Annotated in this window: 19 protein-coding genes; 12 read left to right on the forward strand and 7 right to left on the reverse strand. The window is 57.0% G+C overall.

All coding sequences use genetic code 11. The features are described 5' to 3' along the window. Window positions 1-137: 137 nt before the first annotated feature. From C8E00_RS08870 to C8E00_RS08885, 4 genes are all read right to left on the reverse strand, one after another. Window positions 138-665 (reverse strand): hypothetical protein, encoded by a 528-nt coding sequence (locus C8E00_RS08870; RefSeq protein WP_133697039.1) that lies wholly within the window; start codon window positions 663-665, stop codon window positions 138-140. A gap of 3 nt (window positions 666-668) precedes the next feature. Then, a complete protein-coding gene (locus C8E00_RS08875) occupies window positions 669-1802 on the reverse strand; it encodes a hypothetical protein (protein WP_133697042.1) in 1134 nt (377 codons plus the stop codon). A 280-nt stretch (window positions 1803-2082) separates the two neighbouring features. Further along, a complete protein-coding gene (locus C8E00_RS08880; RefSeq protein ID WP_166638281.1) occupies window positions 2083-2874 on the reverse strand; it encodes an FRG domain-containing protein in 792 nt (263 codons plus the stop codon). 99 nt (window positions 2875-2973) lie between these two features. Beyond that, a complete protein-coding gene (locus tag C8E00_RS08885; protein WP_166638282.1) occupies window positions 2974-3594 on the reverse strand; it encodes an XRE family transcriptional regulator in 621 nt (206 codons plus the stop codon). A 141-nt stretch (window positions 3595-3735) separates the two neighbouring features. Between C8E00_RS08885 and C8E00_RS08890 the strand changes: the two genes are divergently transcribed. Beyond that, window positions 3736-4089 (forward strand): hypothetical protein, encoded by a 354-nt coding sequence (locus C8E00_RS08890; RefSeq protein ID WP_133697049.1) that lies wholly within the window; start codon window positions 3736-3738, stop codon window positions 4087-4089. On the opposite strand, the gene C8E00_RS08895 is transcribed toward C8E00_RS08890, so the two are convergent. Next, entirely contained in the window at window positions 4077-4358 is a 282-nt protein-coding gene (locus tag C8E00_RS08895) for a hypothetical protein (protein ID WP_133697052.1), read from the reverse strand. The two genes, C8E00_RS08890 and C8E00_RS08895, sit on opposite strands and share 13 nt — an antisense overlap. A gap of 43 nt (window positions 4359-4401) precedes the next feature. On the opposite strand from C8E00_RS08895, the gene C8E00_RS08900 reads away from it, so the two are divergent. From C8E00_RS08900 to C8E00_RS08950, 11 genes are all read left to right on the forward strand, one after another. Beyond that, a complete protein-coding gene (locus C8E00_RS08900) occupies window positions 4402-4617 on the forward strand; it encodes a hypothetical protein (protein ID WP_011506664.1) in 216 nt (71 codons plus the stop codon). A gap of 40 nt (window positions 4618-4657) precedes the next feature. Further along, window positions 4658-4861 (forward strand): hypothetical protein, encoded by a 204-nt coding sequence (locus C8E00_RS08905; protein WP_011506663.1) that lies wholly within the window; start codon window positions 4658-4660, stop codon window positions 4859-4861. 37 nt (window positions 4862-4898) lie between these two features. Continuing rightward, window positions 4899-5084 carry a hypothetical protein gene (locus C8E00_RS08910; RefSeq protein ID WP_083831085.1) on the forward strand — a complete coding sequence of 62 codons (186 nt, stop codon included), beginning with the start codon at window positions 4899-4901 and terminating at the stop codon, window positions 5082-5084. Then, a complete protein-coding gene (locus C8E00_RS08915) occupies window positions 5084-5347 on the forward strand; it encodes an ogr/Delta-like zinc finger family protein (protein ID WP_166638283.1) in 264 nt (87 codons plus the stop codon). Before C8E00_RS08910 ends, C8E00_RS08915 begins: the two co-directional genes overlap by 1 nt. 17 nt (window positions 5348-5364) lie before the next feature. Next, window positions 5365-5757, forward strand: coding sequence for a hypothetical protein (locus C8E00_RS08920; protein WP_133697056.1), 393 nt, complete (start codon window positions 5365-5367; stop codon window positions 5755-5757). A 58-nt stretch (window positions 5758-5815) separates the two neighbouring features. Continuing rightward, on the forward strand, window positions 5816-8482 hold the full coding sequence (locus C8E00_RS08925) for a toprim domain-containing protein (protein ID WP_133697059.1): 2667 nt from the start codon (window positions 5816-5818) through the stop codon (window positions 8480-8482). Window positions 8483-8502: 20 nt separating this feature from the next. Then, complete coding sequence (locus tag C8E00_RS08930) at window positions 8503-8901, forward strand: DUF7673 family protein (RefSeq protein WP_133697061.1); 399 nt, start codon at window positions 8503-8505, stop codon at window positions 8899-8901. Window positions 8902-8904: 3 nt separating this feature from the next. Then, window positions 8905-9123 carry a TraR/DksA family transcriptional regulator gene (locus C8E00_RS08935; protein ID WP_133697063.1) on the forward strand — a complete coding sequence of 73 codons (219 nt, stop codon included), beginning with the start codon at window positions 8905-8907 and terminating at the stop codon, window positions 9121-9123. Then, window positions 9113-9412 (forward strand): hypothetical protein, encoded by a 300-nt coding sequence (locus C8E00_RS08940; protein ID WP_133697066.1) that lies wholly within the window; start codon window positions 9113-9115, stop codon window positions 9410-9412. Before C8E00_RS08935 ends, C8E00_RS08940 begins: the two co-directional genes overlap by 11 nt. Further along, window positions 9409-10128, forward strand: coding sequence for a competence protein CoiA family protein (locus C8E00_RS08945; protein WP_133697068.1), 720 nt, complete (start codon window positions 9409-9411; stop codon window positions 10126-10128). The genes C8E00_RS08940 and C8E00_RS08945 overlap by 4 nt, the downstream gene beginning before the upstream one ends. A 130-nt stretch (window positions 10129-10258) precedes the next feature. Continuing rightward, window positions 10259-11416, forward strand: a complete 1158-nt coding sequence (locus C8E00_RS08950) for an Arm DNA-binding domain-containing protein (RefSeq protein ID WP_133697071.1) — start codon at window positions 10259-10261, stop codon at window positions 11414-11416. A gap of 964 nt (window positions 11417-12380) precedes the next feature. Here C8E00_RS08950 and C8E00_RS08955 read toward each other — a convergent pair. Together C8E00_RS08955 and C8E00_RS08960 are read right to left on the reverse strand one after the other, a co-directional pair. After that, window positions 12381-13892 carry a sodium:solute symporter family protein gene (locus C8E00_RS08955; RefSeq protein WP_133697073.1) on the reverse strand — a complete coding sequence of 504 codons (1512 nt, stop codon included), beginning with the start codon at window positions 13890-13892 and terminating at the stop codon, window positions 12381-12383. Continuing rightward, window positions 13882-14112, reverse strand: a complete 231-nt coding sequence (locus C8E00_RS08960) for a hypothetical protein (RefSeq protein ID WP_133697075.1) — start codon at window positions 14110-14112, stop codon at window positions 13882-13884. The genes C8E00_RS08955 and C8E00_RS08960 overlap by 11 nt, the downstream gene beginning before the upstream one ends. Window positions 14113-14225 lie beyond the last annotated feature (113 nt).

A 14225-nucleotide genomic window follows, 5' to 3' on the forward strand; every position in this document is an offset into this window, starting at 1 on the left:
GCCGTCGTTGGCAGAGCGACTGGCGCCCTCTGCAGCCCCAAGTTTTATCGCGATAAGTTGGTGATAGCCGACAGCCAGTAGTGGAAATAGAAGCCTGTCAGATTAAATATATAAAATAAAGCAGCAGCGCCCTAACTCTACTTAAAGTCATCTAATGCTGACTTGGCAGCCTTACGCCTTTTCGCAGACCTTTTGCAATCTCGCACAAAATTATTAACAGCTTCAAACTCTTTCCAAATACAGGCAAGGGCAAATATTCCTATACCTAACAAACCACCGATAACATCGTAGCCGGCAAAAAAAAGCGGATTCTTTGAAGGAATAAGAAAAACGGCTGCAGAAAAAATTGCAGAAAAGACATAAAAGCCTCCTGCTATCCAAACCTGCCGCCTTTTTGCCGACACTATTCTAGTCAGACGGGTCTCTTCCATCCGACTTAATCCATCAGTATCTTCTAACCCTCTGAGTTTACCGATAAGTTGCACACAGAAACCAATTGGAAAAAGAAATACAGACATGAGTAACCATGGAGGCGAATATGGCACACCTTGAGGATGGAGAGAAAGAATCAAGTCAAAAGCCAAAGCCCCCAAGCCTGCTGAGAGCAGAAGCGCCATAGCACCAAGGCCCGACCAGCCTGCTTGCACTCTCAGCGGTTTGCACATAACTTATTCCTCTGAATCAGAACCAGCATTATGATCTTTTCCCGGATCAATCTGCTCTGTAGCAATTTTATCTTTCAGCCACACTTTCATTTTATCAAAAAGGTCATTTTCATCAACCATACCATTGAAGGTTTTAACTGAGATCCTACCAGTCAGCTTAAGATCTTCACCCGAAATAACTCCACCACCATCAAGGTAAATTTTGACATCATCTTCATGCTGATGTCTAAGGGCAGTTGCCATATTATCAAGAACCTGGTGTCCTTTTTTTGTTGTTTTTCTCAGGTATGTTATTTCAAGACTTACTTTAAGGTTGGCATCATCCAGAGACTCTTTAAGATCTTGCTTATCAAACCAGTCTTGATCAATAAGGGCCCGAACGATATCGGCCCCCATCCCTTTTGGCGAAAACTTAAGCTTATTAGAGCTCTCACTAACAACTTGATCAGATTCACTCTGAGCATGCTCTTCAGAGTCAACTAAATAGCCGTCACCGGTCTCAATTGGAGCACCCAAACAAATAGACTTAGCGGGGTTTTTTTCAATTTTCTTTACGATATCAGGCGCTGGCTTATCTTGAAGAATAAGCGCAGACTTAGATGAAAACTTTTCCGTAAAGTACTCAAAAAGCCATTTAAGGTGAGTTTCTAAGTCTCTTGCCTTCAAAGCCATGGATTGTATAACCACCAAGTGGTTATCTTTGACGCCAAAGTACAACATGGACTCGACAAACTCTTTCCGCTTCTCCAGCCTCTGCTCATCTCTACGTTCTTGACTTGCAACACGACCCTCTTCTTCATGTTGCTTATCACCGCCTCTCTCGGCTGCTACTTCAGACGCCTCTAGCGAGTCAATTAAAAAGTATTCAGAGTCATCATCAATAGTTAAAAGAGCTTGACCTTTACCATTCTCGAAAACGACAAGCTGACCAAAGAACATGCCACGACTTTCACTATAATGATTGACAAGGCGAAATATCTGTTCATCCTGACTAATAGACTCAAGACGTTTTTTCGCTTTCCTAGCCTCACTTCCAGAAGAAAAAACATCCTTAATAAGGTCCTGTAAAGTAAAGCTACAGGTGGTAATATTGGCAAACTTATAGTGAATAGATTTATTTTTTGAGTCGGTTTTCATGGTCCCTCCGCAAATGGTTCTTAGCTATATACTTCATTCATTATTAATCACTACAGCCAAGTGGTACGCATAAGTCACGAAATTCCGCCGATCCTGACCTCGTACTATCAAAGATCTTTACCTCGTACATCTATTCAGGCGGATCATCTCAGACTCATAGTGCTCGTTGTCGCTTATGAGATAGAGCGCACCACCGACCTCGAACTACTCACTGAAATTCCCAGAGCACCAGATGATCATCCACTGAAGCTACAGCACAAAATAGTATATAAAAGATCATTTAAACCACATCCCTAACAAAGCTCTTAAGAGAGCGCGCATACCCATCTAGCCCCGGGAAAAGACTAGCAGCAGTTATATTCATCATACTTAAATTAAAAAGTATATAATTATGCATCTCCTGTGGTATCACTATTTTGATAGCCGCATAGTCAAAGACCTCACCTTCCTCTAAATCAAATACATGATAGTCATCACTAGGCAGACGCTCTGAAAACTGACATTCGTCTATCATCAATGTTTCGGATAAGTTTTTTTCAAAGGATTCTGTTATGTTTGCAGGTAACACAAACAGTCCTTGCTGAACCGAGATACGCTCATTTAAGATATATGGCTCTACAGGAATGGCCATAGATGAAAAACCTGTAGGGTTTGAGAGAACCTCCCCAGATAGAGACCTAAAGTAACTTTCTATTTTTCTTATTGTCTCATGACCAGACAAATACTGGCCATGATAACTTTGGAAGAATTCTGGATTAAAACACCAAACCGCAGCATCTCCCGAGCTATTCTCTATAGCAAAAAAAGCCGCCACGTAAAAAGATGAAGTAAAATCAAGCAGCCTAGTGGGCGCACCAAAATGTTGCATCAAAGCAAGCCATTCGAGATCATTCTCTTCTTCGGGCAAGTTCCTCAAATACAAATGAGCTCTTCTTTTGAACTCATGAAGCATGTGCTGCTCTCTATTAATTAAGAAATCAAGATCAAAGCCCTGATCTTTGCACACTCTTTCAAGTGATGATGACAAGCCCCATTCTGCATTTGCCTGTCCTCGAAAAATGAAGCTGGCCATGGAGGATCCAAGCTCGTTCACTTCACTCCAGTCCAGTGCCCTGATTACTAGAAGATTCTGTCTATCAAGATTATTTGACATTCAGCTTACACCTAATCACTACGCAATCCGCCCAATCCTGACCCGGCACCGTCCCAGGATCTCCACGTCCTGCATCTCGTCGGGCTTGATCATCTCTTTCTCGTAAGCGTGGTTGTCGCTGATCAGCAGCCAGGCTCCACCCGCGACGCGTTGCACGCGCTTGATGCGGTATTCCTCCCCCACGCGAAGCAAGAACACGCCGTCCGGCGTGCGCTGGCTGCAGTCGACGATCACCCGATCGCCGTCCTGGAGCGTGCTGCCCATGGAGTCGCCGCGGACCTTCGCGCCTATCAGGTGCGCGGGATCGAGCCCTTCGGCGGATAGCGCCTGGGTCTGGAAATAGAGGGTGCTTTCGACGTTCTCGTGCTCGATGAGGCGCCCTGCGCCGGCAGCGGCCTCGATGTCGTACATCGGTACGGGGGACAGCCCTTCATTGGCACCAATCGGTTCCAATGCAACATCCAATTCCTCTTTCCCGATAGAAGCAAATCGCTCCCCAGTCAGGACGTATTGAACATCGATCCCGGCCTTGGCAATTGCGGTGAGATAGTCCGCTTTGGGACTACGTTGCTCGCTTTCATAGAGCATTTGGGACTTTTTGGTGATCTTCGCCAATTCACCAAACTGGGTCTGGCTCAATCCCAGACGCTCCCTTTCCTCACGTAGCCGATCACCAAAAGATACCATTCGGTATTATTTCCTCTTGACATGGATACCGTTCGGTTCCACTCTGTTTGTGCAGTCTTTCACTGGTTTTCACATCACAAGGGAGCCACTGCCATGGCCGACCCCGAAATGATCACTCCTGCGGCCCGCGCTACCCGCGAGCTGCACGAAAACGAGCCAGCCGAGGTGTACGTCCGCGGCCTGCACGTCGAACTCTCCAAGTGTTCGTCCGGCATGCGCATGGCGCTGCTGCGCTACATCTCGCCGGAATCCGGCGGCAGCAATCCCCTGGCCGAGCTTGAGGCGCTCGAGGAACGCACGCTGGCCGAGGCCTGCGCCAAACTGGCCGGCGACATGGTGTCCGCCCGCCGGGACGACGACGCCATCGAAGACGCGCTCACCACCCTGCGTGGCCACCTGGAAGAACACTTCATCCAGCGTAAGTACGCAGCGCTCTACGAACGGTGAGGTGCCTGACCATGCTCGTCCCACACCGTTTCCGCCGGGTACAACACACGCAGCCCTTTCTCGGACTGGCGATGCAGCTCCACTACATAGGGCTCGGCGAGCCGCAACAGGTCGAGCCGGGTGTAGTCCTCGCCCGGAGTCGCGCCTGCCATCAGCAAGCTTTCCTCGATGTTGGCGGCTGCCGCATAGAGCGTATCGCTGAACCCCGAAGCATCCATGGTCTCGAGCCTTGGAAACAACGGACTCGGCGCCTTTTTCCCTGCCGGCATACCGGCGCTCCTTGTCTTTCACTCCATTGAGGAAGCCTAACCTATGAGCCATCCCGACACCATCATGTCGCCCACCGTGAGTCGCGCGCCCAAAGGCTGCAATCGCCCGGTGATGACCCACCTGACGGAAACCGAGCGGCAGCGCCTGGAGAGCATCGCCGAGTTGGAAATGCGCTCGCTCTCCGCGACGTCTCGCCTGCTGATGATCAAGGGCATCGAGCAGTACGACGCCGAAACCGAGCAGGCCGCTCGATCTTGATCTTTCCATCGTCCTGCATTGCCGCATAAGGAACTCCGCTATGTACCAGGACCCAAAACGCGTTCGCACCAAGGCCACCGTCTATCTGGACCAGTACGAAGCCGACGTCATCACCGCATTGGCCAACTACCTGGGCGTACCCAAAGCCGAGGTCATGCGCCAGATGATGATGAAGGAGGCGCGCGAGGTGCTCGGCGTCGACCTCGCCGTGCTTGCCGACACTATCGCCGCCTGCGCCAGCTGAGCCCAGCCCCACATCCACCGTGCATTCGAGGTGCTTCATGCCGGAAAAAGCGATGGAGCTCGACCCACAGCTACAAGACGTGCTCGACGCCATTCGTGACCAACAAGGGCTGGAAAGTCGCGAGCAGGCTGCGGAATGGCTGCTGCGCCGACGCATCCGCCGCGGCGCGCAAGAGCTGACAGGACGTGGCCGCGCCCTTTACCCCGCAGGGAGGAAACATTGATGACCGTACAGAACCGCCACCGCATCCCATGCCCGCATTGCGGCGTGAACCTGCGCGTTCGCAAGAGCCAGGGGCTCACGCCGGTGTACCGCGAGGCGGTCTTCGAGTGCCGCAACGAGGATTGCGGCTGGCGCGGCAAAGCGTCGATCGAGATCACACACACCATCGCGCCCAGCGATATCCCCAACCCGACCGTGGCCTTGCCGTTCGTGCCACGCCTGCGGGACCTGATCGCCAAGCAAGCCCACGCCGCCAACGGCTAATACCGGAGAACAGCATCATGAACAGCACAGCCAACAACGTGACCAACCTCGCCCCGCACAAAGACGCGCACAACATCGCTGCCGGCCGCCTGCTCCGGGATCGCTGGGAGAACCGCGTCAACGCCCTGGGGAATTGCATCGAGCACCTCATCGTCGATCACGACATGACTGAAGCAAACGCCGAACTGGTGGCCATCCAAGCCTACGCCGATCTGGAGTCCACCAACCAGGTCGCCCGTATCGATATCGATGCGTGTACGTCCCACGTGGTGGTGCTGCGCACCGAGGGCGGTCGCCCGGTGGTATTCACCGTGACCGACCTGATGCACGTGCTGACCCAGGCCCGTCAGGAAGAGCGTGCCGTGGTCGTCGATCGCGAGCGCCGGCGCCCCGTCGTTCTCGAGTACTGAAGCGGGCAGCCGCCGCCCTTCACTGCGTTCTCTATTCATGAGTAAAAGGAGGCCCAGCGTGAATCCATCGCTGCGCCAGGACATTCTTGCGCGCTTGACGCGCGACTATCAGGCCGAGGAACGGGGCCCGTACCTGCAAAAGGTACAGTGCCCCGACTGCGGCAAGCGGGAGGCGTTCATCAACGCCGAGTCGCCGTGGATGCTCAAGTGCGGGCGGGAGAACAACTGCGGCGCGCAGCACCACGTCAAAGCGCTGTTCCCGGAGCTGTTCGATAGCTGGACGGAACGCTATGACGTGCCCGAACAACGCGCCGAGAGTGGCTCGCCAGTCGCCGATGGCTACCTGCGCGATGGCCGCGGCTTCGATCTCGAGCGCATTCGCGGCTGGTACACACAAGAGAGCTACTGGAAGCCGGGCATCGGCGGCTCCGCCACGGTGCGTTTCGCCCTGCCCGGCGGCGCCTACTGGGAGCGCCTGCTCGACAAGCCCGAGCGCTTCGGCAAGCAGAAAGCCAACTTCGTCGGCCCGTACAAGGGCGAATGGTGGCAGCCGCCGGCGCTGACCGATGCCGACCTGGTGGAGGCCGGCGAGGTCTGGATCACGGAAGGCATCTTCGATGCCACGGCCCATTACCACCACGGCAAGGCCGCTGTCTCGGCGATGAGTTGCTACAACTATCCCGACGGGGCCTTGGCGCGGCTGGCTGATGCCGCCCATGCCGCGGGCACCGCGCGCCCGACGCTGGTGTGGGCACTGGACAGTAACCGCGCCGGCCAAAACAACACGCTCAAGCATGTGCGCCGCGCCCGGGCCGAGGGCTGGGAATGCAAGGCCGCGCAAATCCCCGGCAATGGAAAGCACGACTGGAACGACGCGCACCAGCGCGGCGAGCTGACCGACGAGCACTATGCCACTTACCGCCACCACGGCGCCCTGCTATTGGCGCCGTCGGCCATGGCCAAGGCGCTGCTCCTCTACAAGCGTACCGAGCGGCGCGAGTGCTGGTTCGAGTACAAGCGCCAGATCTGGTGGTGGAAGCTGGATGTCGACGCCTTCGACCGCGCGGTACGCGCCGAGGGTGAGGACGGTGGCGACCAGGAGCAGCTGAACCCGGCGATCCGTGATGCCGCGCTGGAACAAGCCGGCAGCGTGAAGCGCATCTGCACCTGCTACCCCACGGCACTGTACTACCAGGCCAACGCCGTCACCGACGAGAGTTGGTACTACTACCGCGTCGAGTTTCCCGATGGCCGGGCGCCGGTGAAGAACACGTTCAGCGGTGGCCAACTGGCCAGTGCCAGCGAGTACAAGAAGCGCCTTCTCGGCGTGGCGCCGGGCGCGGTATGGACCGGTACCAGCCAGCAGCTCGATACCCTGCTCCAGGACCAGATCGGCAACATCAAGACGGTCGAGACGATCGACTACATCGGCTACAGCAAGGAGCACGGGGCCTATGTGTTCGGCGATCTTGCCGTGGCCGGCGGCAAGGTAGTGTCGATCAACAGCGAGGACTATTTCGAGCTTGGCCCGCGCAAGCACCTCAAGACCTTGAGCCAATCCGTCACGCTGCATTTGAACCCCGATCGGGACGCGTACAGCACCGCGTGGACGCGCCAGCTGCTGGGCGCCTTCGGTGCCAAGGGCGTGGTGGCCACCGGCTACTGGCTGGGCAGTCTGCTCGCCGAGCAGATCCGCGCCGCGCAGGGCAGCTTCCCCTTTCTCGAGATCGTCGGCGAGGCCGGCGCTGGCAAGTCCACGCTGATCGAGTTCCTGTGGAAGCTGGTCGGCCGGCGGGACTATGAGGGGTTCGATCCCAGCAAGGCCACCATGCCGGCCCGGTCCCGCAACTTCGCCCAGGTTGCCAACCTGCCGGTGGTACTGATCGAGTCCGACCGTGAGCAGGAAGGCGGCGTCAAGCAGAAGCAGTTCGACTGGGACGAACTGAAGACCGCCTTCAACGGCCGCTCGATCCGTGCCCGCGGCGTCAAAAGCAGCGGTAATGAGACCTACGAGCCGCCCTTCCGCGGCAGCATCGTTATCAGCCAGAACGCGCCAGTGCAGGCCGGCGAGGCCATCCAGACCCGTATTTGTCACCTGCATTTTACCCGCGAGGGTCAGACACCACAGACCAAGGATCTCGCCGAGGCCTTGGAGAAAACCGAGCTCGAGCACGTCAGCCAGTTCGCCCTGGACGTGGCCAAGCGGGAAAGCGCCCTGCTCGAGCTGATCAATACCCGCTCGCGCGAGTACGCCAACCGACTGACCGACGATCCCGACATCAAGGTGCTACGCATCGCCAAATGCCATGGCCAGTTGATGGCGCTACTGGACTGCCTCGGCCCCGAAGGCTTGGGCCTGTTCGACGCCCAGACCATCGACCAGGCCTGTGGCCACGTATGGCAAATGGCGCGCGATCGCCAGCAAGCCATCAACGCCGATCACCCGCTCGTCGCCGAATTCTGGGAGGCGGTCGAGTATCTCGAGGGGCTTTCCGAAGAACCGCTGCTCAACCACTACGGGAAGAACGCGGACCTGATCGCCATCAACCTCAAGGACTTCGAGCGCCGCTGTGCCGACTACAAGCTACGCATCCCTGAGGTGCGCGAGCTCAAGCGCTACCTGAAGTCCAGCAAGACCCGCAAGTACGTCGATGCCAACCGCACTGTCCGCAGCCAGATCCGCCTGGGCAACACCAGCGTGAAGTGCTGGGTATTCCAAGCCTGAAACCACAAAAGGAGCCTGTGATGACCACCCCGCCAAGCATGCCGCGCGTTACCCAGCGACTGCGTGAACGCAATCACAAGACCCTGGAGGCCATGTACCTCGCCGAAGCCGATGCCAAGCGCCGCTTAGATCGCGTCGAGCAGCTCGGCCCCGCGGCGCTGAACCGCCTTGTCCGGGTCGCTCAGGGCGACAGCGGCCAGAGCCACCACTGCCGCCGCTTGCTGCTCGCTATCTACAACGGGCCCGAGTGGCCTTTCGAACTCACCCGCCTGCGCGTGATCGATCGCGACCTGCAAGATGCCGCCCTGGTCGTCATCGAGTGGGCCACCTACACCGGCCGCGAGCTGCACGAGTACCTGCCCAATGGCGATGGCCTGATGCAGCGCTTTTGGCTCATCGAAACCCGCGGAGAGGACTGACCCATGGCCGACAACGCAGACCGCGCCACCGAACTGATGGAACAGACCCTAGAGCACGCCCTGGCCACCAGAGCAAGCTGGACCGGCGTCGACTGGGCACGTGCCGAGTGTGAGGAATGCGGCGACGAGATCCCCGCCGCCCGCCGTGAAGCCGCGCCCTGGGCAACAACCTGCATCGAGTGCCAATCCATCCGGGAGCAACGGAGGCGGCATGTACGGTGAAACGGTAAAAGGCGGGCCACTGGCCCGCCAAGCCGCCATACTGTGCAGAGACACGCGTTTCCGGCTCTACCTGGATCGCCGACGGCGCCACAAGTTCGGGCTCAGCGAGCAAGAGTTACCCGACGGCACTCACGACGAGCAAGACGCAAGGGAGTGGCTCTGCGCCGCTTGCGGGATTGAGAGCAGGGCCGAGCTGGATCACAATTACCGTGCTGCGGAGACTTTCCACGGTATCCGTAAACGTTTTGGTCGCTGGGTGTACCAGCTGTCAGCAGGGATGCTTGCATGAAGGCCACAAGCTTAGAGGGACTGAAAGTCCCTTTCGGGATTAAGCACGGACGGCTGTATTCTCCTGGCCAGGTTGATAATGGCTTGAGGTGCGGCTGCCACTGCCCACAATGTAATGCTCAATTGATCGCAAACCACCCCAAAAGAAAGCGTCCATACTTCGCGCATCATAAGGCCGAAGAGTGCAAAGGAGCCTATGAAACCGCCCTTCACCTAATGGCCAAGCAAATCATCGAGGATACTGGGAAGGTAGTTATCCCGCCGATCACGCTCGAAATCACTGCCGAAACTTTTTCTGGCTTCCAGGTCCCAGAGCGCGTGGCTTTCAAGGCCAGAGAGGTCGAGCTATTCAATGCCACCCAGGAATTGTCAGTCGGAAGATGGCGGCCAGACCTGACCGCTCAACTGAAAAATAGCTCGACCGTTTACATAGAGATACTGGTATCTCATGCGGTGGAGCCAGAAAAAGCGGAATCTCTCGACAACCTGATGGAGATCGACTTGAGCCAGGTGGAACCTGACCAAGTGGCTGACCTCGACACTCTGGTCGAGATCGTTACCAGAAAGGCACCTCGTCACTGGTTTAATTGCTCGCTCTATAACGAAGTGCGCCGAGTAGAGCATACGAAGCAGAAGCTCGAAAGCTGGGAAGTGAGCACGATTCTGGGGCAGAAGGTCAAAAGCTATTCCATCACGATCGCCGATAGCTCCATTTAGAACAGCCCTTCAATTCCGCTTTCGAGGCCATAGATAACGGTATAAGAAAGAAATCCACCGTGCTTCCACCCCTGCCACAGTCCTAAAGATTCTCTTAGACTGTATAAGAGTACAGTTAAAGGAGGTCGCTATGGCGGGTTTTGAGGTTCACCGCGGCAAGCTGCGGGTCTACTTCCAGTACCAGGACGAGAAATGTCGCGAGCCATTCGGGCCGGACACGCCAGAAAATCGCGATCGAGCCAAGGCATTCGCCCAAGTGCTCGACTATGAGCTTTCATCTGGCACCTTCGACTATGCCAGACACTTCCCGAACTCCACGCGGGTGGCACGCAATACCTTCGGGCACTACCTCGACGGATGGCTGAAGAGCAAGGAGCGCGAGGTCGCGGCCTCATCCATCCGAAGCTACCGGAACAAGTCCAACAGGCACATCCGGCCCAAGTGGGGCGATCGCCAAATCCACACCATCGAGCACGTGGAACTGAGGAACTGGATCGCCGACGAACTCAACTACCTAGCCAGCAAGACCATCAAAGAAGTGGTGGCCATCCTCACCCAAGTGTTCGAGCTTTATGTCGCCAGCGTGAAGGCTTCCTACAACCCGGCGGCCGGAATCGTCGTCCGGCTTCCTGACGCCCAGGATCCCGATCCCTTCACCTTGGAAGAGATAGAGCGGATCGCCACTACGCCGACGCACCGGCCACAGCCGATGAATCTCATGCTTTTCATGCTGTGGGATGGCGCCCGGCTCAGTGAAGGGATCGCGCTCTGCTGGGAAGACATCGAGGATCTCGAGAACGGCCTGATCCGCTACCGGCATGCGATCGTCGAGGGTGGGTGGAAAGTCACCAAGACCAAACGCTCGAGCCGCCGGCACCGGCTTCTCAAGCCAGCACGAGAAGCACTCAAGGCGCAGCACGCCATCACCGGACACCTCAAGTCAATCACGGTGGAAGTGATGGACCGGGATAACCGTACAGTGCGGCGGCGCAAGGTACGTCCCGTGTTCCTCAACGACAAAGGCACACCGTTCTCCGGCGACCAGGCCATTCGGGAGAAGTTCTGGCGCGCCCACCTCAAGAAGGCCGCCGTTCGCTACCGCGGGCCAGGCAACGCCCGCCACACCTTCATCAGCCAGATGCTCTCAACTGGCCTAGTCCCTATTCACTGGATCGCCGACCACGTCGGCCACAGCAGCATCCAGATGATCCAGCAGCGCTACGGCAAGTGGATCCACGCCGACGGCCCGGACATCCACAAGGCGGTCGAGAAGCTGCTCGAGCTATAGCTGAGTCCCCACTTTAGTCCCCATGGGTGCAGAATCTGCGCCCATCAAATATCATCTAATTGATTTAAAAGCATTTTTACAGCTGAAAAATGAGGGTTCGAGTCTCCCCATCCGCACCACAGGGCTTCCCCAAGCATCCCCTGATCTCCCCAAGATACTCTGAAAGCCGCTCAACCACGGGCTTTTCTTTCACCTGACCTAATCCGAACTATACGCAACAGCGCTTAGCGCCGTGTATACCCACGTGTACCCTAAAATTCGTGGGTACATGGGATACAAGCGTGGGGGAATGCTCATCATGAAACGATCGCAGATCAAGCGGTGACCGGCCCCAATCGTCCGCCGGTGATGCCTTGAAAGAGAGAGCCCCCAAGGACGATTGGGAGCTCTCAATCAGCATACGCCTCTGTGTCTGAATGAATTCAACACGTCCTTGGCCGCTGGGTATCTTTCCTAGATGCAGGCATTCTGACAAAGTTCGAATACAATAAACTTAACCTGCATTAACTAAAGGCAAGCCTGCATACTCATCGCAGGTTTTTCTGTGACCTGCGGCTACCCCATCGAAACTGCATGCACATAGCAGTATGCGTAAGATCGTTTACTATGCCGTATCGATCGTCGACATTGAGACAAAAAAACGCCGGCTGTCAGTCAACCGGCGAGGCGCCACATGCTGCATGGCGGAGATGGATACGCCGGCCTTTCTAGACCGGTTGGAGGCGGATACGTGCCCCGCCTCTGGAGACACACATGAGACTTGCGTCTTCCTTGGCGATTCGGATCACATGAGCCTGCGAGGCGGCATCCGCCTTCTTCCCTGGCTGCCGGCCACCAACCAGCGCGTTCACGCATTTCCCTTGGCAGCGTCCCAGTGACCGGTGATCGCTTGAATCACCTCCCATCTTAGACGCGTAACCGACATTGGAAAAGCTTTGTACAATACGCACCCTCAGCAATGCGTTCACTCGCTCACCGAGGTGCGGTGTACAGCATCACGATCACCGGCTGCCTGCCAGCCTGGCGCGGCAATCGCGAAAAAACGCTCGACCACAGCGTTCGAGGCCGGTCGTGTCAGACAGGAGACCAGCACGAATATCGGCAGGTTGATCAGCAGTCCCCAGAACCCGGCATGCACCCCCAGCGGGTTCCGCCACACGAGGGTAAAAACCAGCGTGACCGAAAAGCCGGCCACGATGCCGCCCAACACGCCCCACCTCGAGGCACGCGTCCAGAAGAACATGCCGATGAAAGCGGGCAATACCTGGGTCGCGAACCCTAGCCCCACGAGCAATATCATTACCAGATTGCTGGGTTCGGCGATGGCCACCGGCGCGACGATCAGTGCCATGATCGGCAAAAGCAAACCACGTGCCAGCTTACCGGCGCCAACATCGGAAAGCTTGAAAGCCGGCTGTGCGATATCCTTGGCGTAGGACAACGCCACCGAGTGCAAGAAGGGTTCGCACGACGACATCGACGCGGCCAGCGTGCCCGCACCCAACAAGCCCACCAGCCAGACCGGCATCTGTTGCATGGCAAGCTCCAGGGCCACGGTATCGGCACGCGCCAGCTCGGGCAGGCTATAGATGCCGATGAAGCCCACCACCACCATGGGCAGGATGACCACATAGTAACTTGGCAGCCAGGTGGCGCTGCGGCGAATGGTGCGTGCCGACGAGGCACTCATCCACTGCGTCCACACCGGCGGCATGAACGACAGCATCGAGACGATGATCGACGTGGTCCAGAAGGCGAAGCTCATATCGCCCTGCGCGCCCGGCAGTGTCAGAAACCGAGGGTCCCGGTCACGCAAGGTGGCGAACACATCGCCGAACCATGGCCCGCCACCGAATCGCTGCGACGCCCAGAGTCCGATCGCCCACGCCACGGCCAGCATCAGCACGCCCTGAAAAGCGTTGGTCATCCCGATCGCACGTTGGCCGCTGGCATAGAGATAAAGGGCGATACAGCTCAAGACCACCAGCACCCCCACCCAGATCGGTAAACGTCCAGCACTCATGACGTGCAGAATGTACGCCGCTCCTATGGTCTGCAGTACCGCATAAGCCAAGGATGCGATCGACATGACCGCCGCCGCCAGACCGCCCAGCAAGGGGCTCTCGTAGCGATCGGCAATGGCCGCCCCTTGCGTGACATGGCCGAAACGCCGCCCGAAGGCCCAGACCTTGGGCCCGAAATACCAGGCCACCAGCGCCAGGTAGGAGAGATAGATCACCACGTAGAAGACGGCAACGCCCTTGGTGTAGGCCCAGCCTGGCGCGCCCATGAAAGTGTAAGCGCTCACGCTGCCTGCGGCGATCAGCAGATAGAGAGTGACAGGCCCCATGCTGCGCCCGGCGACGCCCCACTCTTCCAGAGAATTCATCGAGCGTCCTGTCCGGGCGCGCAAGCCCAGGAAGATCGCCACGCCCAGATAGGCCAGCGTCATGACAATCGGCACGCTACTCGTCATCGGCACTGCGCTCCACTAAACGGTTGCCGACAGCCATGACAGCACAGCAGGCGAATACGATGATGTATGCCCATACCGCGATCAGTGGCAAGCCGAGTACCACCCAGGCCCGATTGATCCAACCGATCACCGGCCAGATGCCCGCCGCGATAAGCACGGCGAATGCCAAGGTCAAGCCCCAGCCACGGCCCGTGGTCGGCCGCACGATATAATGCTTCATGAAACGTTCCACTCAGGAAGGGTGAACTATCTTGCCAAAGCGTATGCGTGACAATGGCGATAAACGAAAGGCGCTCATGGTAGCGTATTCAACCGCTAGAGGGGATCGGGCGT

The sequence above is a fragment of the Chromohalobacter marismortui genome, assembly GCF_004364315.1.
Lineage (GTDB): Bacteria > Pseudomonadota > Gammaproteobacteria > Pseudomonadales > Halomonadaceae > Chromohalobacter > Chromohalobacter marismortui.